Source organism: Cupriavidus sp. GW822-FHT03E04, assembly GCF_058801495.1.
Window position 1 is genome coordinate 183,398 of the sequence record NZ_JBXANI010000001.1, and the last position, 18,617, is coordinate 202,014.

Annotated in this window: 20 protein-coding genes; 7 read left to right on the forward strand and 13 right to left on the reverse strand. The window is 67.5% G+C overall.

Going from position 1 to position 18,617, the window contains the following annotated elements:
- Positions 1 to 54 precede the first annotated feature (54 nt).
- Positions 55 to 261, forward strand: a complete 207-nt coding sequence (locus AC1RQC_RS00815; RefSeq protein WP_416048726.1) for a DUF6494 family protein — start codon at positions 55 to 57, stop codon at positions 259 to 261.
- Positions 262 to 411: 150 nt separating this feature from the next.
- On the opposite strand, the gene AC1RQC_RS00820 is transcribed toward AC1RQC_RS00815, so the two are convergent.
- Both AC1RQC_RS00820 and pedF read right to left on the reverse strand, forming a co-directional pair.
- Positions 412 to 1,305 carry a substrate-binding periplasmic protein gene (locus AC1RQC_RS00820; protein ID WP_492372501.1) on the reverse strand — a complete coding sequence of 298 codons (894 nt, stop codon included), beginning with the start codon at positions 1,303 to 1,305 and terminating at the stop codon, positions 412 to 414.
- Between the two features lie 87 nt (positions 1,306 to 1,392).
- Positions 1,393 to 1,872, reverse strand: coding sequence for a cytochrome c-550 PedF (gene pedF / locus AC1RQC_RS00825; RefSeq protein WP_492372500.1), 480 nt, complete (start codon positions 1,870 to 1,872; stop codon positions 1,393 to 1,395).
- 269 nt (positions 1,873 to 2,141) lie between these two features.
- Between pedF and AC1RQC_RS00830 the strand changes: the two genes are divergently transcribed.
- Positions 2,142 to 4,181, forward strand: a complete 2,040-nt coding sequence (locus AC1RQC_RS00830) for a sigma-54-dependent Fis family transcriptional regulator (RefSeq protein ID WP_492372499.1) — start codon at positions 2,142 to 2,144, stop codon at positions 4,179 to 4,181.
- A 28-nt stretch (positions 4,182 to 4,209) separates the two neighbouring features.
- Here the strand turns inward: AC1RQC_RS00830 and AC1RQC_RS00835 are convergent, their stop codons facing one another.
- Together AC1RQC_RS00835 and AC1RQC_RS00840 are read right to left on the reverse strand one after the other, a co-directional pair.
- Entirely contained in the window at positions 4,210 to 5,145 is a 936-nt protein-coding gene (locus tag AC1RQC_RS00835; protein ID WP_492882277.1) for an MBL fold metallo-hydrolase, read from the reverse strand.
- A gap of 23 nt (positions 5,146 to 5,168) precedes the next feature.
- Positions 5,169 to 6,098, reverse strand: a complete 930-nt coding sequence (locus AC1RQC_RS00840) for an alpha/beta fold hydrolase (protein WP_492882278.1) — start codon at positions 6,096 to 6,098, stop codon at positions 5,169 to 5,171.
- Positions 6,099 to 6,184: 86 nt separating this feature from the next.
- Here AC1RQC_RS00840 and pqqA point away from each other — a divergent pair, with 86 nt between their 5' ends.
- From pqqA to pqqE, 5 genes are all read left to right on the forward strand, one after another.
- The gene (pqqA, locus tag AC1RQC_RS00845) at positions 6,185 to 6,259 is read left to right on the forward strand and encodes a pyrroloquinoline quinone precursor peptide PqqA (protein WP_006161450.1); all 75 of its coding nucleotides are present in this window, start codon (positions 6,185 to 6,187) and stop codon (positions 6,257 to 6,259) included.
- 112 nt (positions 6,260 to 6,371) lie between these two features.
- Positions 6,372 to 7,289 carry a pyrroloquinoline quinone biosynthesis protein PqqB gene (pqqB, locus tag AC1RQC_RS00850; protein WP_492882279.1) on the forward strand — a complete coding sequence of 306 codons (918 nt, stop codon included), beginning with the start codon at positions 6,372 to 6,374 and terminating at the stop codon, positions 7,287 to 7,289.
- Positions 7,286 to 7,978 carry a pyrroloquinoline-quinone synthase PqqC gene (pqqC, locus tag AC1RQC_RS00855; protein WP_492826292.1) on the forward strand — a complete coding sequence of 231 codons (693 nt, stop codon included), beginning with the start codon at positions 7,286 to 7,288 and terminating at the stop codon, positions 7,976 to 7,978. The genes pqqB and pqqC overlap by 4 nt, the downstream gene beginning before the upstream one ends.
- The gene (pqqD, locus tag AC1RQC_RS00860) at positions 7,975 to 8,247 is read left to right on the forward strand and encodes a pyrroloquinoline quinone biosynthesis peptide chaperone PqqD (RefSeq protein WP_035862268.1); all 273 of its coding nucleotides are present in this window, start codon (positions 7,975 to 7,977) and stop codon (positions 8,245 to 8,247) included. Before pqqC ends, pqqD begins: the two co-directional genes overlap by 4 nt.
- The gene (gene pqqE, locus AC1RQC_RS00865; RefSeq protein ID WP_492808519.1) at positions 8,219 to 9,424 is read left to right on the forward strand and encodes a pyrroloquinoline quinone biosynthesis protein PqqE; all 1,206 of its coding nucleotides are present in this window, start codon (positions 8,219 to 8,221) and stop codon (positions 9,422 to 9,424) included. Before pqqD ends, pqqE begins: the two co-directional genes overlap by 29 nt.
- Positions 9,425 to 9,577: 153 nt before the next feature.
- On the opposite strand, the gene AC1RQC_RS00870 is transcribed toward pqqE, so the two are convergent.
- The 9 genes from AC1RQC_RS00870 to AC1RQC_RS00910 all read right to left on the reverse strand — a co-directional run bounded on the left by AC1RQC_RS00870 (position 9,578) and on the right by AC1RQC_RS00910 (position 18,484).
- Positions 9,578 to 9,871: a c-type cytochrome gene (locus tag AC1RQC_RS00870; RefSeq protein WP_492372530.1), complete on the reverse strand. Its 294-nt coding sequence runs from the start codon at positions 9,869 to 9,871 to the stop codon at positions 9,578 to 9,580.
- A 170-nt stretch (positions 9,872 to 10,041) separates the two neighbouring features.
- Positions 10,042 to 11,784, reverse strand: a complete 1,743-nt coding sequence (locus tag AC1RQC_RS00875) for a PQQ-dependent methanol/ethanol family dehydrogenase (protein ID WP_492882280.1) — start codon at positions 11,782 to 11,784, stop codon at positions 10,042 to 10,044.
- 202 nt (positions 11,785 to 11,986) lie between these two features.
- On the reverse strand, positions 11,987 to 12,919 hold the full coding sequence (locus AC1RQC_RS00880) for a quinoprotein relay system zinc metallohydrolase 1 (protein ID WP_492882281.1): 933 nt from the start codon (positions 12,917 to 12,919) through the stop codon (positions 11,987 to 11,989).
- Complete coding sequence (locus AC1RQC_RS00885; protein WP_492882282.1) at positions 12,916 to 13,680, reverse strand: quinoprotein dehydrogenase-associated SoxYZ-like carrier; 765 nt, start codon at positions 13,678 to 13,680, stop codon at positions 12,916 to 12,918. The genes AC1RQC_RS00880 and AC1RQC_RS00885 overlap by 4 nt, the downstream gene beginning before the upstream one ends.
- Complete coding sequence (locus AC1RQC_RS00890) at positions 13,677 to 14,501, reverse strand: ABC transporter permease (protein WP_492826300.1); 825 nt, start codon at positions 14,499 to 14,501, stop codon at positions 13,677 to 13,679. The genes AC1RQC_RS00885 and AC1RQC_RS00890 overlap by 4 nt, the downstream gene beginning before the upstream one ends.
- A gap of 18 nt (positions 14,502 to 14,519) precedes the next feature.
- On the reverse strand, positions 14,520 to 15,701 hold the full coding sequence (locus AC1RQC_RS00895; protein ID WP_492882283.1) for an ABC transporter substrate-binding protein: 1,182 nt from the start codon (positions 15,699 to 15,701) through the stop codon (positions 14,520 to 14,522).
- Positions 15,694 to 16,704 (reverse strand): PQQ-dependent catabolism-associated beta-propeller protein, encoded by a 1,011-nt coding sequence (locus AC1RQC_RS00900; protein ID WP_492882284.1) that lies wholly within the window; start codon positions 16,702 to 16,704, stop codon positions 15,694 to 15,696. Before AC1RQC_RS00900 ends, AC1RQC_RS00895 begins: the two co-directional genes overlap by 8 nt.
- Complete coding sequence (locus AC1RQC_RS00905; protein WP_492882285.1) at positions 16,701 to 17,489, reverse strand: ABC transporter ATP-binding protein; 789 nt, start codon at positions 17,487 to 17,489, stop codon at positions 16,701 to 16,703. Before AC1RQC_RS00905 ends, AC1RQC_RS00900 begins: the two co-directional genes overlap by 4 nt.
- Positions 17,489 to 18,484, reverse strand: coding sequence for a tripartite tricarboxylate transporter substrate binding protein (locus AC1RQC_RS00910; protein WP_492826503.1), 996 nt, complete (start codon positions 18,482 to 18,484; stop codon positions 17,489 to 17,491). The genes AC1RQC_RS00905 and AC1RQC_RS00910 overlap by 1 nt, the downstream gene beginning before the upstream one ends.
- Positions 18,485 to 18,617 lie beyond the last annotated feature (133 nt).

Here is an 18,617-nt window from a genome sequence, read left to right on the forward strand (position 1 = left end):
AAAAATGCATCCCAGCGCCTAGTCTTTCCTTGTGGCAGCAGCCAGGAGAGCGCAATGAACGAAGAAACCTTCAACCTCAGCATCCGCAAGTTCCTCAAAGTCGTCGGCGTGAGCTCGCAGCGGGAAATCGAGCTGGCGGTGTCCAAGGCGATCGCCGCCGGCACCATCACCGGAACCGAACGCTTCCCGGTCGTGGTCACGCTGGAACTGGCCGCCTTGCAGGTCAAGGTCCAGTTCGACGGCGAGATTCAGCTCGAGTGAAGTCGCTTGCCAATGCACTGGCGCCACCATCAGTTGGATGATCCCGCTCGACGGGCGAAGCCCATGCGTTGATGTCGATGGCCGTTGAGTGAGCGAACTGCGATCCACCCTGCAGATCGCGGTCAATGCCGATACTACGGCTGGAGAACCTCACGGCGTTTGCAGCGACACCCCGTACTGCGCGAAGATCTGCTGCAGCTCGCCGCTGCGGCGGATCGCGTCCAGCGCGTTCTGCAGTGACTCGGCGAGTTCGCTCTCGTGCGCCTTGACCGCCATGCCAATGGCCCAGCCGCGCGCCGGCAGCAGCGGCGAGGCAACGTCCACCGCGGCGAAACGCGCGGCGGACTGGCCGGCCGCCTTGAGCGCGCTTTCGTATTGCGAGCGCGTGACCATTGCCGCGGCAATCTCGCCGGCAAACAGCGCGCGCAGCGTTTCGTCTGGCCCGGCATAGATCTTCACCTTGTCGCGCAGCGCGCCCTGCGCTCCGGACAACAGGGCATTGGCACCGGCGGAGCCCGCTTCCGCGCCGGTAGGCTGCCCGGCCAGATCCCCTAGCTGGCGGACCTCGGGGACGCGCTCACGGTCGTGTACCAGCACGAACATCTCGCGGTGATAGGGCGCAAAGATCAGCGCCTTGTCGTTCGCGCGCATGAACGCACGGTCCACCGGCACATGCAGCATCACATCCGCCGGGCCATAGCCCAGGTAATGGCCACGCCAGACCATGTTGCGCAGGTCGTCGGACATGTTCTCGTCAGCGTCAAACGGCAGCAGCGACACCGCCAGCCCCATCTGCTTGCTCAGGGCCTTCGCCAGCGCCACGTCGATGCCCGGCAACGGGTTGCCCGCTGCCGTGGAGAATGGCGGCAGGCTCTTATAGACGGCCACCTTCAAGGTCCCGCTCTGGCGGATCTTGGCCATATCGGCCAGCGACGGCTGGGCGCAGGCGAGCGCGGCAACCGCCAGCAGTGCGCCGGCCAGGCGACGGGGGCCAGCCGGGACTGGCATGGAGGGAGCGAGGCCGCGGAAAGAGCTGGCGCGCATGGGAGGTCTCCTGTTTTTTTGATCTTTGTGGTTGTGAATCCGGGGGTACGGGAATCCGGGCAAGCGCGGGCAGCCCCCCTCCTCCCCTTACTCGTGGCGCGATTCAAGGTAAGTCTTGATGGACCAGACGGCTTCCTGGCTCAGCACCCCGTCGAACGGCGGCATGTAGACCCGGCCGTCGCGCGTACGCCCCTTGCGCACGGTGGCGGTGAAGTATTGCGAGACCTCGCCCATGCATTCCTGCTTCTTCTTCGCGTTGGCCAGCGCCGTGCAATCGCCATCGAGCTTGCGCAGATCCGGCGCGATGCCGCCGGACACCGCTTCCAGCCCATGGCAGCGCGCGCAGTTCTGGTTGTAGGCCGAGGAGCCGATACGCAGTGCTTCCTGCTGCGCATCGCCGGTCCTGTATGGATTATCCGGACGCCATTCTTCACCGAGTTGCGGTAGTGTCTTGGTGTCCACAGCTTGCGGCGTGACGTCGCCATGAGCCGATGCGGCTTGGGGTAGCGCTGCGGCCAGGAGCGTGCAGATGGCAATCAGGGCAAGTGTGCGGCGTGGTGTTTTCATCAGTGTCACCTCCAGTTCCAGTTGTTGAACTCGTTTTGAAGGTGACTTCCGCAAAAGCCATACCAAGCGCAAAGTGGGCCAAAAACCGGGCCGGGCCCCGGCAAATGGTTAGCGTGTGACACAGCAGGTCCAACACCAGTGCCCTGGAATGCAACACCCTGGCAAGCGTTTTGCTTCATGACGCAACACTTCCGGGCCATGTCGATCACGCCAGGACCCGGAACGACCCGCGCACAGATCGCGGGCGACTTCCACAGGAGACAGAAAAAATGACATTCCAAGCGGCCGCTGGCCCGCATGTGCCCGGCGTCTCGCCGGCGGTAACGGGCAACCCGGCGGAGGGCGACCGGCCCGGCCTGATCGCCCAGGCCCACCAGCGCTCCGAATCCTATGGCTTGCGGCCCTATGAATCGCCGGACTTCTGCCCGGTGCTTCAGAACGAGCTGAAAACCCAGATAGAGCGCAGCCAGTCGCTGTTTACCTACGCGCTGCCGGTCATGGAGACACTCTATGACCAGATCGTCAACACGCAGAGCATGGTGATCCTGACGGACGCTGCCGGCCTGATCCTGCACTCGCTGGGCGATGACGATTTCCTGGCCAAGGCCAGCAAGGTGGCCTTGCAGCCCGGCGCCCTGTGGTCCGAGGAAAGCCGGGGCACCAACGCCATCGGCACCGCGCTGGCCGAGAACAAGGCCACGCTGGTCCACGGCGCGGAGCATTTCCTGGAGGCCAACCGCTTCCTCACGTGCTCGTGCATGCCCATCCTCGATGCCTACGGCAAGACGGTCGGCGCGCTCGACGTGACGGGTGACCAGCGCGGGTTCCACAAGCACACCATGGCGCTGGTGCGGATGTCGGCGCAAATGATCGAGAACCAGCTGTTCGCCAATGCCTTCCAGGACATGGTGTGTGTCCGGTTCCACTCGCGCGCGGAGTTTATCGGCACCCTGGTCGAGGGCATCGCCTCCTTTACGCCGGGCGGACGCTTCCTGTCGGCCAACCGCAGCGCGCAGTTCCAGCTTGGGATGTCGGTCGGCGCCTTGCACGCGCACACCTTCTCCTCGCTGTTCGGCCTGTCGCTGTCGCAGTTGTTCGACGCCGAGCGCAAGGTCCAGGGGGGCGTCGTGCACTTGCCGCTGCCAAGCGGCGTCAAGGTCAGCGCACGCATCGAGTGGAAAGCGCCCGCCGCTTCCGTTCCGGCGGTGGCCATCGACCGTGGCAGCGCGCAGGCCCAATGCAGGCCTGAAGCCACCTCCCTGCCCCACCGTGCTGCCACGCAGCCAACCCAGCCCGGGCTGGACGACCTGGACACCGGCGACGCCCAGATCCAAGGTGTCATCACCAAGCTGCGCAAGGTGATCGGCAAGGATATTCCCATCATGGTGTTGGGGGAAACCGGCACCGGCAAGGAACTGCTGGCCCGCGCCATCCACGCCGACAGCCCGCGCCATGCCGGGCCCTTCATCGCGGTCAACTGCGCCTCGATACCCGAGACGCTGATCGAATCCGAACTGTTCGGCTACGAGGAAGGCGCCTTCACCGGCGCCCGCAAGAAGGGCGGCATCGGCAAGATGCTGCTGGCCAATGGCGGCACCCTCTTCCTCGATGAAATCGGCGATATGCCCTTGCACCTGCAGGCGCGCATGCTGCGAGCGCTGCAGGAGCGCGCGGTCACGCCGCTGGGCAGCAGCAAGGTGATCCACGTCGACGTGTCCGTGATCTGCGCCACCAATCGCAATATGCGGGAACAGGTCGCCAATGGCTTGTTCCGGGAAGACCTTTACTACCGCCTGAACGGCCTCGTGGTGCGGCTGCCGGCATTGCGCGAGCGCAGCGACCTCGATGTGGTGGCCAACAAGCTGTTGCGCGAGGGCCAGGCCAGCGGGGGACCGCGCATCAAGGATGCGGTCATGGCAATGTTCCGCAGCTATCACTGGCCGGGTAATATCCGCCAGCTTGGCAACCTGCTGCGCACCGCGCGGCTGATGGCCGAAGGCGAGCCGGAGATCACCGAGGACCACCTGCCCGACGATTTCCTGGAAGACCGGCTGGCGCGCCAGGCCACCCACCCCACGCACGACGCCACGGTGGCGGCAGACGCCGCACCGGACGGCGAGCGCGCCGCGGGGGCAGCGCCCCGCGCCCAGCCCACCCGCCTGTCCGACGTCGAGGTGCTGACCATCGCCGCCGCGGTCAAGGCGCACCACGGCAATATTTCCGCGGCGGCCAAGGCGCTCGGCATCTCGCGCAATACGGTCTACCGGAAGCTGGACGAGGCCAACGCGCTGCCGCAGCAGGATGGCTGAGACGGCAGCCGTGCGCGCCGGCTGGCGCTCAGGCCAGCGGCTCGCCGTTCATCCACAGGTCTTCCAGTTCGCGCCAGGCGTGCTGCACATTCAAGGGATGGCGCGAAGCGAAATAGCGCCAATGGCGATACGGCTCGGCGGCGGCAGGGCTGAGCACGCGCGCCGCATCGCCCCCTGCTTGCAGTGCGGCGGCAACACCGCCGGCCAACGCGTCCAGGTAAGCCAACGTGGGCGCCAGCGTTTGCACAGGCGTGCCCGGCGCGGTGCCCACCACGATATCGGCGGGTAGCGCGGACACGGCGCGCAGCGCGCGCCGCCAGCCTTGCAGGGAAGCCTCCTGCATCTCCGGAACGCGGTCGCGGTAGGCCAGGCTGCCCACGCATAATAGCCGCCGCCGCGGCGCATACAGCACAGTATCCGAAGCGCTATGCGCCCCCGCGTGGACCTGCACCTCCCATGCGGTGGCGCCGGTCTGCAGGCGCTCGCCATGGCGCAAGCCGGGTTCAGGCAACACGATCTGCGTGCCACGCATCGCCGCTGGCCCCAGTTGCGCGGCCAACCGGGCCAGGCACGCCTCGCAGCGCTGCCGCATCAGGCCAGCGGTGGCGGCAGAGGCCAGGAACGCGGGGCGCGGCCGTAAGCGTGCGAACGCCGCGTTGGCCAGCACGTTCTCGGGATGCGCATGGGTATTGACCACCCAGCGCACCGGCTCGGGCGTCACGGCCCGGATCGCCGCCAGCAGCCCGTTCCCCCAGGCCAGATGCGGGCCCGGGTCGACCACCAGCACCCCGGCTCCGGTCACATGGACCAGGGTCGGCACCACCTCTGCGGCATTGGCCCGCGCTACCTCGGCATTGGCCGCGCTGGCTACATACACACCAGGCTGCAACCTCGCCAGCACCACGCGGCCCAATGCGGCGGCCGGCCCGGCGCCGCCGAGCGCCATCGCCAGCAGGCCGCCCATGAATCCGCGCCGGGTGGGATCCGTCACCGCTGCCGGCCCGCCGCGCGAATGGCGGCCCGCAGGGCCTCGGCCATGGCACCGACAGGCAAGTGTCCGCCAGGCACCCAGACCAGCCGCGCCTGGGGCATGACCGCCTGCAAACGCACGGCGTTGGCCGGCCGGCAGACCGCATCGGCACGGCCATGCAGCAACGTCACCGGCACGTCCCGCGCGCCGATCTGCGCCGCTGCCTTCAGCAGCGCCGGCTTGCCCAGCCCGGCGCGGCGGCGCAGGTAATGCGCCTGGACCCGGTATTTGTCCACCGCCGCCATGCGCTCGCGCCACGGCGGGCGCACCGGCTGCGTCCGGCCAAGACCCAGCATCCGCCGTTCGGCGCGCTGCCACTGTCCGGCAGTGTCCAGTTTTTGAACAGTCGTACCACTTTGCAACACTCGCGACACAGTGAGCAGGCGGGCCCGGGCATCGGACGACCGCTCGCCCCTTGCCATGACGCGCCGCAACATTGCGCCGCCGCGCGGAGAAAAAAGCCGATGGATATCGTCGCGGCCAGTCAGGAAAGCGCCCCGCAGGACCAGGGCCGCCACCGCGTCGGGATAGCGCGCGGCATAGGCCAGCGCCAGCGCTGCACCCCAGGATCCGCCCACCACACTCCAGCGCTGGACGCCAAGCGCTCGGCGCAACTGCTCCAGGTCTGCCAGCAGCGCGCCCGCCGTATTCCGGCGCAGCGTCCCGGCGGGCCGCGAACGGCCCGCGCCACGCTGGTCAGGCATCACCACGCGGTGCCGCAACGGATCGAACCACGCCACCATCGACGGGCTGCAGCCGCTGCCCGGCCCGCCGTGAAGCACCAGCCAAGGATCACCCGTGGCCGGGCCAGCCTGTCGCACATGCATGCGATGGCCATCCCGCATACGGAGAAAAGAACAGTGGGATGGCGGCGGCGCTGCGGGCATGGATGTTGCCTCGGAAAGAACGCGGCGATGTCCGCCGCAAGACAACACGATGCATTCACTAACTATGCCACCCCTGAGGAGGAGACATGAACTGGACCACCCCCGCCTACAAAGAACTACGCCTGGGTTTCGAGATCACGATGTACATCGCCAACCGCTGAGCCTCTTTGCCTGAACGCGCCAACCTGGCAAGGCCCGCTCCCCGCGGGCCTTTTTTCTCGCTGGCGGGCTTTTTGCTCTTCGACTCTGTCACGAACCCTATCGATACGCGCCATGACAATACTCCGGGTCCTGGGATCGGCCGCAGGCGGTGGCTTTCCCCAGTGGAACTGCAACTGCCGCCAATGCGATGGCGTACGCAACGGCACGCTGCGCGCCACGCCACGCACGCAGTCGTCGATCGCCTTGAGCGACGCAGGGCAGGACTGGGTGCTGGTCAACGCCTCCCCCGACATCCTCGAGCAGCTGCGCCAGGCGCCAGCGCTGCAGCCGGCGCGCCAGCCGCGCGACACTGGCATTGCCGGGGTGGTGCTGATGGATGCGCAGATCGATCACGTGACCGGCCTCTTGATGTTGCGCGAGCATCGGCAAGCGCTGCCGGTCTACGCCACCGCGGCGGTCCTGCAGGATCTCGGCACAGCGTTCCCGCTGACACGCATGCTGTCGCACTACTGCGGGCTGGACACGCACACGCTGGCCCTGGACGACGCGCCCTTCACGGTGCCACCGCTCCATAGTGTGATGCTCACGGCGGTGCCGCTGGAGAGCAAGGCGCCGCCCTATTCTCCCAACCGCAACGCGCCGCAGCGTGGCGACAATATCGGGCTGCGCATTGTCGATGCCGCCACCGGCCGGCGCGCCTTCTATGCGCCCGGGCTGGGCCGCATCGAGCCGCGCGTGCTCGACGAACTGCAGCGCGCCGACGTGGTGCTGGTGGACGGCACCTGCTGGCGCGACGATGAGATGCAGCAGCTTGGCTTCTCCGCCAAGACCGCCGCGGACATGGGGCATCTCGCGCTGTCCGGCCCGGGCGGCATGATCGAGACGCTCGACCGCCTGCCCGCGGCGCGCAAGATCCTGATCCACATCAACAACACCAACCCGATCCTGGTGGACGACTCGCCGCAGCGCGGCCTGCTGGCGGACCACGGCATCGAGGTGGCCTACGACGGCATGGAAATCACGCTATGACACAAGCCACGGCCTGGAGCCCCGCCGAATTCGAAGCGCGCCTGCGCGCGAAAGAGACGGGCTATCACATCCACCACCCGTTCAACCTGCGCATGGCGGCCGGGCAATGCACGCCGGCGCAGATTCGCGCGTGGGTGGCCAACCGCTTCTACTACCAGACCAGCATCCCGCTCAAGGACGCTGCCGTGCTCTCCAACTGCCCCGACCGCGCCACGCGCCGCGAGTGGGTTGTGCGCATCCTGGACCATGACGGCACAGACACCCAGGAAGGTGGCATCGAAGCCTGGCTGCGGCTGGGCCAGGCGGTGGGACTCACGCGGGATGCGCTGTGGTCGCACCGGCACGTGCTGCCCGGCGTGCGCTTCGCCGTCGACGCCTATGTGAACTTCGCGCGGCGCGCGCCCTGGCAGGAGGCCGTGTGCTCCTCGCTGACCGAGATGTTCGCCCCGGAAATCCACAAGGAGCGCCTGGCCGGCTGGCCCGGGCACTATCCGTGGATCGAAGCGCAAGGACTGGATTATTTCCGCTCACGCATTCCGCTTGCGCAGCGCGACGTCGATCACGGCCTGCGCGTGACGCTTGGCTACTTCCGCACGCCGGAGCAGCAGCAGCGCGCGCTGGACATCCTGCAATTCAAGCTCGACATCCTGTGGTCGATGCTCGACGCCATCCAACTCGCCCACCCATGACCCCGACCGAAGCCGACCTGACCAAGCCGACGCTGCACCGCACCTTTCGCCTGCAGTGGGAAGACGCCCAGCAGAGCTGGATCCTGCTGTATCCGGAAGGCATGGTCACGCTCAACGACAGCGCGGCTGCCATCCTGCAGCGCTGCGACGGCAGCCACACTCTCGACATGCTGATCGACGACCTGCAGTCCGCCTTCGGCGTGCAGGGCATCGCACCGGAGGTACACGCCTTTGTCAAACATGCCATCGAACGCGGCTGGCTGGTCTGAGCCGCCAGCAGCCATGGCGCCGCCGGGGCCGCCGGGGCCGCCGCTATGGCTGCTGGCGGAACTGACCTACCGCTGCCCGCTCCATTGCGCCTTCTGCTCGAACCCGGTGGACTATGCCCGGCATGATGCCGAGCTCGACACCGCCCAGTGGCGCGACGTCTTCACCCAAGCGCGCGCACTGGGCGCCGTGCAACTGGGCCTGTCGGGCGGCGAACCCCTGCTGCGCAAAGACCTGGAAACACTGGTCGAACATGCCCACGGGCTGGGCTTTTACACCAACCTCATCACCTCTGGCATCGGCCTCACGGATGCGCGGCTGGCCGCCTTGCGCGTCGCCGGGCTTGACCATATCCAGCTATCGTTCCAGGACTCCACGCGCGAACTCAACGATTTTCTCTCCAGCACCCGTACCTTCAACCTGAAGCAACGTGTGGCCCGCCTGATCAAGGCGCACGGCTATCCGATGGTGATGAACTGCGTGCTGCACCGGCATAACCTGCCCCATGTCGGCGCCATCATCGAGATGGCGCTGGAGATGGGCGCCGAATACCTGGAACTGGCCAACACCCAATATTACGGATGGGCCTGGGAGAACCGGCAGGCGTTGATGCCCACGCATGAGCAGCTGCGCGAAGCCGAAGCGGTCGTGAATGCATACCGCGCACGCATCGGCAACCGGTGCAAGATCCTGTTCGTGGTGCCCGATTACTTCGAGCAACGGCCCAAGAAATGCATGAACGGGTGGGGCACCACCTTCCTTGGCGTGGCGCCCGACGGCGTCGCGCTGCCCTGCCACGCGGCCCGCATGCTGCCCGGGCTCGACCTGCCAAACGTCACCACGCAATCGCTGCGTGAAATATGGCGCAACAGCGACGCCTTCCAGCGTTTTCGCGGCACGCACTGGCTGCCGCAGCCTTGCCGCTCCTGCGACTCGCAGGCGCAAGACCATGGCGGGTGCCGCTGCCAGGCGTTCCTGTTGACCGGCGATGCCGCCGCCACGGATCCGGTGTGCGATCGGTCGGGAGACCATGGGAAGGTCATGGAGATCGTGCTACAGGGCAGGCTGGCCGAGGCACAGGCGCGCGGCCGGGAGCACGGGATGGTCTTCCGCAGCGATGGGAATTCGCTCAGGCTAAGCAGCGAAGCGGACTGCGCTGGTAGTGAAAGAGGTAAATAGAAAATCGAGAACAGAAAAATCAAAGACGTTTCACACCGTGCCTGGGCAGCCATGCGGGCCGATGTGAAACGTCCTTGCGAATCCTTCCTTCGTCTCCGGTTTTTATCCGACCATCAGGTCTGACACCGGTCTCCTCCAATGCTCCTCCAATGCTCATCCGATACTCAGAACCCACTCTGCCAGTTTCCTGGCATCCGTCTCACTGAGCTGATCGTGTGGCGGCATGGGAATCCGTCCCCAAACGCCTTTCCCGCCCTCACGGATCTTTTTCGCGAGCCGCTCGGGTGCTTCCCCGTCGCCCTTGTACTTGCCCGCTACCTCGGCAAAGCCTGGCCCGACTACCTTGGTCTTCATGCTGTGACAAGAAAAGCAGCCGCTCTTGTCGGCCAGCGCCTGCATATCGGGCGCCGCTTCGACCCGGGTGGCACACAGCACCATCGCCACCATCGCGACCGTGGCCGTGGCCGTGGCCGTGGCCGTCAACGGCAGGAATCCTTTCGCCTTCTGCATATCTACGTCCCAATGCTCTGATCATCGACCCGCCCTTGCGCGTGCCGGCGCCGGTGTGCGATGCCGGCACGCGCGGGGCAGCTACGCTACATGGTGTCCGGCAACATTCAGCTCTTGTGCAGCTTGAACACCCACACCGATCCGCCCTGCTCCAGGAAATTCACGCGCTTGGCGACTTCCCCGCCCCACAGCGGCACGGCGCCGCCCCAGCCCGACACCACCGCCACATACTGCTCGCCGCCCTCCTCCCAGGTAACCGGAGGCGCCACCACGCCGCTGCCCGTCTGGAACTTCCACAGTTCCTTGCCGGTCTTGGCATCCGCGGCCTTCAGGTAGCCCTCCGGCGTGCCCCAGAACACCAGCCCGCCGGCAGTGGTCATCACCCCGCCCCACAGCGGCGCGTAGTTCTTGACTTCCCACTCGATCTTGCCGGTCTTGGGGTTGATCGCGCGCAGCGAGCCGATGTAGTCCTCGTTGAGCGGATGGATGGTGAAGCCGGCGCCGAGGAAGGCGGCGCCCTTCTTGTAGCCCACGGGTTCGTTCCAGATATCCATGCCCCATTCATTGGCTGGCACATAGAACAGGCCGGTCTGCGGGCTGTAGGCCATCGGCTGTTGGTTCTTGCCCCCGAGGAAGCCCGGCGCGGCGAACACGGACTGGCCCTTCTTCGGATCGCTGCCCGCCGCCGGGTCGCCCGGCCGGCTTTCCGCGATCATGTTGGGTCGTCCGGTCTTAAGGTCGATGCTGCTGGCCCAGGTGATCTTCTTGACGAAGGGAAAGGCGTTCACCAGCTTGCCGCTGGTGGCGTCGTTGACGTAGAAGAAGCCGTTGCGGTCGGCCTTGCCGCCCAGGCGCTTGCCGTCCTGGTCGAAGGTCACGAACTCGTTGACGCCGTCAAAGTCCCAGCCATCGTTCGGGGTGTTCTGGTAGTGCCAGACAATCTTGCCGGTGGCGGGGTCGAGCGCAACGGTCGAGGCCGAATACAGGTTGTCGCCCTTGCGCATGTGGCTGTTCCACGGCCCCGGGTTGCCGGTGCCGAAGTAGGCAAGGCCGGTCTGCGGATCGTAGGTGCCGCCAAGCCAGGTGGCCGCGCCGCCGGTCTTCCAGGTCTCGCCGGGCCAGCTGGCGTTCTGGGTGCCGGTCACACCGTTCTCGGTCTTGTTGCCGTCCTTGTCATACTTGTAGCCCATATGGCCCTCCACCACTGGCCTGGACCACACCATCTGCCCGGTCTTGGCGTCGCGTGCCTCGACCCGTCCCACCACGCCGAACTCGCCGCCCGAGACGCCGGTCAGCACCATGCCTTTGACGATCAGGGGGGCCGCCGTGTAGGAGTATCCGGCGGCATAGTCTTCGATCTTCTCCTTCCACACCACCTTGCCGGTCTTCTGGTCCAGCGCCACCAGTTGCGCATCGAGCGTGCCGAAGATCACCAGGTTGTCGTACAGGGCCGCGCCACGGTTGACCACGTCGCAGCAGGGCATGATGCCCTCGGGCAGGCGGTGCTCATATTTCCACAGCTTGGCGCCTGTCTTCAGGTCGAGCGCGTAGATGCGGGAATAGGAGGCGGTCACGAACATCTTGCCGTCGTGGATCAACGGCTGCGCTTCCTGCCCGCGCTGCTTCTCGCCGCCGAAAGAGAACGACCACGCCGGCACCAGCTGGCCGATGTTCTTGGTGTTGATGCGGTTCAGCGTGGAAAAGCGCTGGCCTTGCGGGCCCATCCCCCACGACAGCACGTCGCCCGGCGACTTCGCGTCGTTCTCGATCATGGCATCGGTCACCGCGGCCTGCGCCACCAGGCTCGCGGTAGTCGCCGCGAGCACCATCATCACGCGTAACGTCCTCATTGTCTGCTCCTCTCTCTTGTTGTCGATCGTTGTCGATCCTCGCCGGTGTGCCACGCACACCAGACAGACTCTTGGCAATTCCCATGCCAATGGAAAACACCCGCATCCGGGCCCGCGGCAGCCTGCTAATGCCTGGATGGCGTACCAGCGCGGAACACTCCGCTGCCGTTGTTGCGGAATTGAACAGCACACCTGCCCTGACTCAGCGTCCCAACGCGGCGTCCTCATACGCCGGGTAGAGGTGCGTCACATTGCGCAGGTACTCCGCCGGCATGGCGCCCCAGCGTGCGTATGCCTGCGGCACCGGCATGGCGATCACCTCGGCCAGGTCGCGCCCCTGGGCTGCCGCCTGGGTCATGCGGGCATCCAGCCACTGCAGGTAGCCGCGTGTCTGCGCGACGGCATCCGCGCTGCCGAGCGCCGGTCCGTGGCTGGGGATCAGCAGCCGCGCGCCGCTGTCGCGCAGCAACGCCTGCAATTGGTCCAGGCTGGCCAGCCAGCGCTTGAGATCCGCGTGGGGTGTGGTCGGCACGCGCTCGCGAAACGCCACGCCGCCCGCGAACACAATGCCGGCGCTGCGGTCCACGATCACCAGGTCGTCGGCGGTGTGGCCGTCCATCCGGATCAGATCGAAGGTGTGCCTGCCGATCGTGCGCCGGCCCGGGGTCAGCATGTGGCGCGGCGCCGCCGGTTCGGTGTCGCGCATCCAGTTGCCGCACAGGCGATAGAGGTTGTCGGCATAGGCAGGCCCTTCGCGCCGGGCGCCGTCGATGGTGCCGGCCAGCGCGCTGCCGCCCACGTCGACATAGGCCTGGTTGCCGAAGAAGTAGTCCGGATGCAGGTTCAGATTGAGCACCAGCCGTACCGGCGCCGCCGTGACCGAAGCAATGGCACGGCGCTGCTGCTCGCCATATTGGCGCGACGGCCCGGTATTGATCACCACCACGCCATCACCCGTGTCGATAAAGGCGGTGTTGATGATGTTGCAGCCGTTGTCCGGCGCGAAATCCGCATTCGCCCCTTCCAGCAGCCACACGTCGGCGGCGACCTGGCGTGGCGCCAGGCGATAGTCCCCTGCCTGCGCCAGCGCCGCCTGCGCTGCCAGCCATAGCAGGATGCCGAGCACGCGCTTCATGGCGTCACCTGCGCCGCGAACCGGTTGCCGTTGTTATCGCGCCCGGTCACCGTCATGCCGCGCTCGCTGGTCCCGCGCAGGTCGAAGGAGAAGATCGGGTTTTCAGCGACCGGTTCGTATAGCGTCAGCCGCAGCATCGCTTCCCGCGTGGCGTCGAGCAGGTTTAGCGACTCCACATGGAAGGCGGGGATACCGGCCACCAGCCCGGTGTCCATCGGGTGCATCACACGTAGCCGCACCCGGCCACCGGCGCCGCCGAGGCCGGGGAACACGCGCGATTCGACCCGGTTCAGCGTGGTGCTCCATGAGCCGTCGCGGCGTGTAGCGCCCGGCACCGTGCAGCCGCCGCCGCTGGCATCCACCATCACCCCGCCCACATGCCACACGCCGTCCGGCGTGCGGGCCGCCACGCGCACCGGCGAGGCCTGCTCCAGCTTGAAGCGGAACGACAGCGAGGGGCGCACCTTGAGCGGCTCGAACTCCAGCACCTTGCGGATCGGGTTGCGGTCCACCACCACCACGATGCGATCCACCTCGCCGAGCGCCGATGCATCGAAGGCGATCGGCACCCGCATCGGATCTTCGGCAAAGGCCGGCCCGGTGACCTTGACGCGGCTGTCGAACACGAACGGTGCCTGCTGCAGCGCTTCCTTGTGCACCAGCGGCCATTGCGGCGACTGCAACGGATCGCGGCTCTCCAATGCCCACGCGCCCGCTGCGGCCAAGGCCAGGCAAGCCGCCAGCGGCACCGCATGCCTCATGCCGCCCCCCCGGCCTGGCGCACGCGGCGCACCATCCCGCGCTGCGGGTCGTAGCCGAGCAGCGCCAAGGCGAAAAACACTGCCGTGCAACCGGCCACCACCGCGAGGCTGACTGGCGCGGCCTGCCCGTACAAGGCGAAGCGGATCGCTTCCACGGCATGGGTGAAGGGATTGAAGCGCGCGAGCTGGTAGACCACGGTGGCGCCGGACTCCTCCAGCTTCCAGAGCGGATACAGCGCCGAGCTGATGAAGAACATCGGGAAGATCACGAAGTTCATGGTGCCGGCGAAGTTCTCCAGTTGCCGCACGTGCACCGACAGCAGCAAACCCAACGCCCCCAGCATCAGCGCGGCCAGCACCATCACCGCCAGCGCGCCGGGCAGGCATGCCGGCGCGAAGGTCACGTCGAAGGCCATGGCGACAAGCAAGAAGGCGATCATCTGCAGCAACGAAAGCAAAGTGCCGGCGGCCAGCTTGCAGGCCAGCAGCCAGGCCCTGGGCAGCGGCGCGGTCAGCAGCAAGCGCATCACGCCCATCTCGCGGTCGTACACCATCGCCAGCGAGGACTGCATGCCGTTGAACAGCGCGATCATGCCAAGCAGGCCGGGCGTGACAAAGACCTTGTATTCGACATAGGTGTCATAGGGCGGCACGATGGCAACGCCGAGCGCGTTCTGGAAGCCGGCCGCGAAGACCAGCAACCACAGCAGCGGCCGCACCAGGGACGAGAACAACCGCCCGGGCTGCCGGAAGAACTTGTGCAGTTCGCGCCCGGCCACCGCGCGCAAGGCGCGCCAGGCGTGGATCAGGGTGGTAGTCATGGCTCGGGCGTCGCCTCCTTACTTGCCTGGCCGGCACGCGGTATCGGCGGCGTCGGCGCCCAGCGTGTCGAGATTGTTCTTCGGATGCAGCACGCCCTCCACCGGGGCCACGCCGACCACGCCGTCGGGATGCGCCAGCAGGACCGGCTGGCGCAGCTGGCGGTCCCATCGCCGGAAGGATAGCGGCGGCCCCTTGAAGCCATCCACCACCACCGCTTCGGTGACCAGGGCCTCGGCCTGCCCGGCAAAGCCGCCCTTGGGCTGCCGCGCCACGCTTTCGGCGATCGCCTTCACAGCCACCCATGCGGCCCAGTCGTAGCCGGTCATGGGGCGGCCCGTTGCCTTGATAAAACGCCGGTTCAACTGCGGCCCGCCGTTGCGCTCCCAGGCCCAGTGCCAGGCCTGAGCGGTCAGGCCGCTGGCACCCACCACCGGGCGCGGCAACGGGGTGGCGTAGGGCACGCTGCGTGCGAACTCGCCGTCGGCATCGGCCACCACCACCACGTCGTAGTCCACGCCGGTGGTCAGCAGGCTGAGATTGCCCAGCTCGCGCTCGCGCGGATCGTTCGACAGCTTGAACGCGCGCTGCGCCGACCACGTAATGCCAAAGCGGCGGGCTGCCTGCGTGAGCACGGCGCGCTGCGCCGCGTCTTGCGGCGACGGCCCGCTCAGCAACAGCGCACGGCGCCACTTTCGCAGTGCCAGGTATTGCATCAGCGCATCCGCCTGCATGCGCTGGCTGGGCAGCGTGTGGAGCAGGTGCGCAGCGCAGCCGGCGCCGCGCAGTTCATCGTCGGCGGCGGAAACGTTGAACAGCAGCGCTTCGCCGGGCTTGACCGCGCGCGCCGCCAGCCTGACCGCCGGAGCCGGCAGGTCGAGCAGGATAAAGCGCGTGCCCTGGCGCGCCAGCGCGGCCACCATGGGGCCCACCTCGGCTTCGCTGCTGGCTTCCTGCGCATCGAGCCGCAAGACCTGCCCGGCGGCTTCCAGCGCAAAGCGCGATTCCGCCGCCGCCACGCGCGCGCCGTCCACGGGACGGCCTTGCGGCTGGCCGGGATAGCGTTGCTCCATCCGCCGGGGCGCATAGCGCGCATCGCCGGCCATGGAAACCACGGCCACCCGTACGTCAGCCGCGTGCGCGGTGGCCGCCAGCCACGCGAACACGGCCAGCCAGCGCAGCCCGGTCGCCGGGCTAGTCATCGATCGCCACCGAATGCGGCACCCTGCCCGCCTTGAGCGTGGTCACGGCCTTGCGGCTTGCGGTGTCGACCACGCTGACGTCATCCGACAGCCCGTTGGCCACGTAGAGCAAGGCGTTATCGCGTGTCAGCGCCAGGCCCCAGGCGCGGCGGCCCACCAGCATGTAGTCCAGCACCCGGCGCGAAGCCACATCGACCACGGCCACGTGATTGGCGCGGCCCAGCCCGATATAGGCGCGCTTGCCATCGCTGGTGGCGACCAGCCCGACCGGGGTCACGTCCTCGGCACGCAAGCCCTTGGGCGTGAAAACGATGGTCTGCACCACTTCCAGCGTATCGGTGCGGATCACGCTGACGCTGGCGGCCAGTTCATTGGTCACCCACAGCTCCTTGCCGTCCATGGCCAGCAGCAGGCGGCGCGGGCGGTTGCCGACCCGGATATTCCTGATCAGCTTGCGCGATGCCACGTCGATCACATGGACCAGGTTGGCCACTTCCGAGGTGACATACACCCGCTTGCCGTCCGGGCTGGCCTTCACGCCCTCGGGCTCTTCACCCACCTTGATGGCAAACACCTTCTTGCCGGACGCGATGTCGTAGGCCGACAGCAATCCGTCCTCCTCGTTGGAGACGTAGAGCGTGCGGCCGTCGGGACTGAGGTCGAACAGCTCCGGATCGTCGCCGACCGGCAGCGAGGCCACGGTCTTGCGGCTCGCCACGTCGACCACATCCACCCGGTTATCGTCGCTGCAGGCCACGTAAAGGCGCCGCCGGTCCGGCGACAGCTGCAGGTGGCGCGGGCGCTTGCATTGCCGCCAGACGGCGATCAGTTGCCTGCTGGCGGCGCTATAGGCGGCCACGGCATCGTCTTTTTCGCTGGAGACGAAGACCTGCCCGGTGGCATTGCGGCTTTCGGCGGCACCGGCCACGCCGGCGGCAATCAGCAGCAGCATGGCGGCCACGGTGGCGCAGGCGATAAAGCCAAGGGTGGGCGGCTTGTTCATGCGGGGACGCGCTCGGTGGCTCGCTCGGTGGCTCTGGTTGGCGATGCGGGGAAGGTAGTCAGGGCCAGGAACGCCTGCTCCAGGCTGTCGCGCTCGGCTGCGCCGCGCAGCGCGGCCGGGGTGCCATCGAAGCGCACCGCGCCGCGATGCAACACGATCACGCGATCCGCCTGCTCCACCTCCTGCACCAGGTGCGTGGCCCACAGCACGCCGGCTTGCGCCTGCGCGGCAAGCCGGCGCGCATCGGCAACGAGCTGCGCGCGCGAGGCCGGATCGAGCCCGACAGTGGGCTCGTCCATCAGCAGCACGGCAGGCTCGTGCAACAGCGCGCGCGCCAGCTCCACCTTGCGCCGGTTGCCGCCCGAGAGCTCGCGCACGGCCGCCCCGGCCCGCTCGGCCAGGCCGAAATCCTCCAGCAGCCGGGCAATCCGCCCGGCGGCAACGCGGCGCGGCAGCCCGTGCAGGCCGGCATGGAAATGCAGGTTGGACAGGACCGACAAGTCCAGGTCGATGGCCGGCTGCTGGAACACGATGCCGAGCCGGGCCAGCGCGCGCACCGGGTGGCGCCGCATATCCATCCCCATGACCGTGACCCGCCCCGCGTCGGCCACGAACAAGCCGCTGAGGATCTGGAACAGCGTGGTCTTGCCTGCGCCGTTGGGGCCCAGCAGCGCAACGAATTCGCCGCGCCGCACGTCGAGCGAAACGCCGTCCAGCGCATGCTGGTTGCCAAAGCGCTTGCGCACGGCCTCACAGCGCAGCGCCAGCTGGGATTCCGGGGCCATCACAGGTGCTCCTTCGGCAGCGCCGTGCCCACCCGCTCGGCAAAGCGCCGCTCAACGTCCCAGGCGCGCTGCAGGTAGGCTTCGTACCGGGCGGTGTTCAGGTAGGTCAGTTCCTGGTCGTACCTGGCCAGCTCGGCCACGTGGCGAGGCTGGTACATGGCGATGCGGAACGCGTCGTGCAGGCGGCTGACGATCAGCGGGTCGGTGCCGCGCGGCACGCCGATGCCATAGGGCGAGTTGTGGATCGCGTGGTCGAAGCCCAGCTCGCTGACGGTCGGCACCTCGGGCCAGCGCGCCGAGCGCTGCGCGCTGAACACGGCCAGCAGGCGCATCCGAGCGCTGTCCACGAAGGGCGCGAAGCCGGTCGAGTTCACGCCCGCCATCAGCGAGCCATTGGCCACCGCCAGCATCTGGTCCGCGGTGCCGCGGTAAGGCACGTGCACATAGCGCACGCCGCTGCGCCCGAGCACATCCTCCATGGCGAGGTGCGCGGTGGTGCCGATGCCGGTGGAACCCACCGTCAGCGCCCCGGGATGGGCACGGCCCCAGGCAATCAGGTCATCCAGCGTGTGGAAGGGGCTGTCCGCGGGCACCACGATGCCGAACGTGTAGCCGGAGATCATCAGCACCGGCTGGATGTCGCGCAGCGGCTGCCATGCGGTTTTCTGCTGATGCGGGAAGCGATAGACCGTCAGCGGCAACTGGCCGATGGTGTAGCCATCCGGCCGCGCGGCGGCAAGCGCGCCGCCCACCAGCGTGCCGCCGGCGCCCGGTTTGTTCTCCACCACGATGGGCTGGCCGAGCTCGCGCCCGGCCAGCTCCGCCAGCACACGCATCGAGATATCGGTGGCACCGCCCGCCGGCCATGGCACGATCAACGTGATCGGGCGCACCGGAAAGCGTTGCGCGTCCTCCGCCGGCGCGGCCAGCGCATTGGCCAGCCCATGGGACAACCCCAGGCAGAGCAGCAGCGCGAAAGCAAGGCGACGAAGCATGACGTGGCAGGAGGTGGAAGTGTTCATGCCGGTTAGAGGAGCAAGGCCGATACCATCTGCGGTGCAGCATGAGCGCTGTGCGCCGCCAGGCCTTCTCCCGCATCGTCCTGGAGGGCGCCTGCCAATCAAGCAG

What these genes read in the sequence shown, in the direction of transcription:
- AC1RQC_RS00815 (WP_416048726.1), top strand. Translation starts at nt 55, where the DNA reads ATGAACGAAGAAACCTTCAACCTCAGCATCCGCAAGTTCCTCAAAGTC.
- AC1RQC_RS00835 (WP_492882277.1), bottom strand. Translation starts at nt 5,145, where the DNA reads ATGGGCGGCCTGCTGGCGATGGCGCTCGGCGGCGCCGGGCCGGCCGCC.
- pqqE (WP_492808519.1), top strand. Translation starts at nt 8,219, where the DNA reads ATGCCATCGAACGCGGCTGGCTGGTCTGAGCCGCCAGCAGCCATGGCG.
- AC1RQC_RS00870 (WP_492372530.1), bottom strand. Translation starts at nt 9,871, where the DNA reads ATGGTGGCGATGGTGCTGTGTGCCACCCGGGTCGAAGCGGCGCCCGAT.
- AC1RQC_RS00840 (WP_492882278.1), bottom strand. Translation starts at nt 6,098, where the DNA reads ATGCCCGCAGCGCCGCCGCCATCCCACTGTTCTTTTCTCCGTATGCGG.
- AC1RQC_RS00885 (WP_492882282.1), bottom strand. Translation starts at nt 13,680, where the DNA reads ATGAGGCATGCGGTGCCGCTGGCGGCTTGCCTGGCCTTGGCCGCAGCG.
- AC1RQC_RS00820 (WP_492372501.1), bottom strand. Translation starts at nt 1,305, where the DNA reads ATGCGCGCCAGCTCTTTCCGCGGCCTCGCTCCCTCCATGCCAGTCCCG.
- pqqB (WP_492882279.1), top strand. Translation starts at nt 6,372, where the DNA reads ATGACAATACTCCGGGTCCTGGGATCGGCCGCAGGCGGTGGCTTTCCC.
- AC1RQC_RS00890 (WP_492826300.1), bottom strand. Translation starts at nt 14,501, where the DNA reads ATGACTACCACCCTGATCCACGCCTGGCGCGCCTTGCGCGCGGTGGCC.
- AC1RQC_RS00905 (WP_492882285.1), bottom strand. Translation starts at nt 17,489, where the DNA reads ATGGCCCCGGAATCCCAGCTGGCGCTGCGCTGTGAGGCCGTGCGCAAG.
- AC1RQC_RS00900 (WP_492882284.1), bottom strand. Translation starts at nt 16,704, where the DNA reads ATGAACAAGCCGCCCACCCTTGGCTTTATCGCCTGCGCCACCGTGGCC.
- AC1RQC_RS00880 (WP_492882281.1), bottom strand. Translation starts at nt 12,919, where the DNA reads ATGAAGCGCGTGCTCGGCATCCTGCTATGGCTGGCAGCGCAGGCGGCG.
- pedF (WP_492372500.1), bottom strand. Translation starts at nt 1,872, where the DNA reads ATGAAAACACCACGCCGCACACTTGCCCTGATTGCCATCTGCACGCTC.
- AC1RQC_RS00910 (WP_492826503.1), bottom strand. Translation starts at nt 18,484, where the DNA reads ATGCTTCGTCGCCTTGCTTTCGCGCTGCTGCTCTGCCTGGGGTTGTCC.
- AC1RQC_RS00875 (WP_492882280.1), bottom strand. Translation starts at nt 11,784, where the DNA reads ATGAGGACGTTACGCGTGATGATGGTGCTCGCGGCGACTACCGCGAGC.
- AC1RQC_RS00895 (WP_492882283.1), bottom strand. Translation starts at nt 15,701, where the DNA reads ATGACTAGCCCGGCGACCGGGCTGCGCTGGCTGGCCGTGTTCGCGTGG.
- pqqC (WP_492826292.1), top strand. Translation starts at nt 7,286, where the DNA reads ATGACACAAGCCACGGCCTGGAGCCCCGCCGAATTCGAAGCGCGCCTG.
- pqqD (WP_035862268.1), top strand. Translation starts at nt 7,975, where the DNA reads ATGACCCCGACCGAAGCCGACCTGACCAAGCCGACGCTGCACCGCACC.
- AC1RQC_RS00830 (WP_492372499.1), top strand. Translation starts at nt 2,142, where the DNA reads ATGACATTCCAAGCGGCCGCTGGCCCGCATGTGCCCGGCGTCTCGCCG.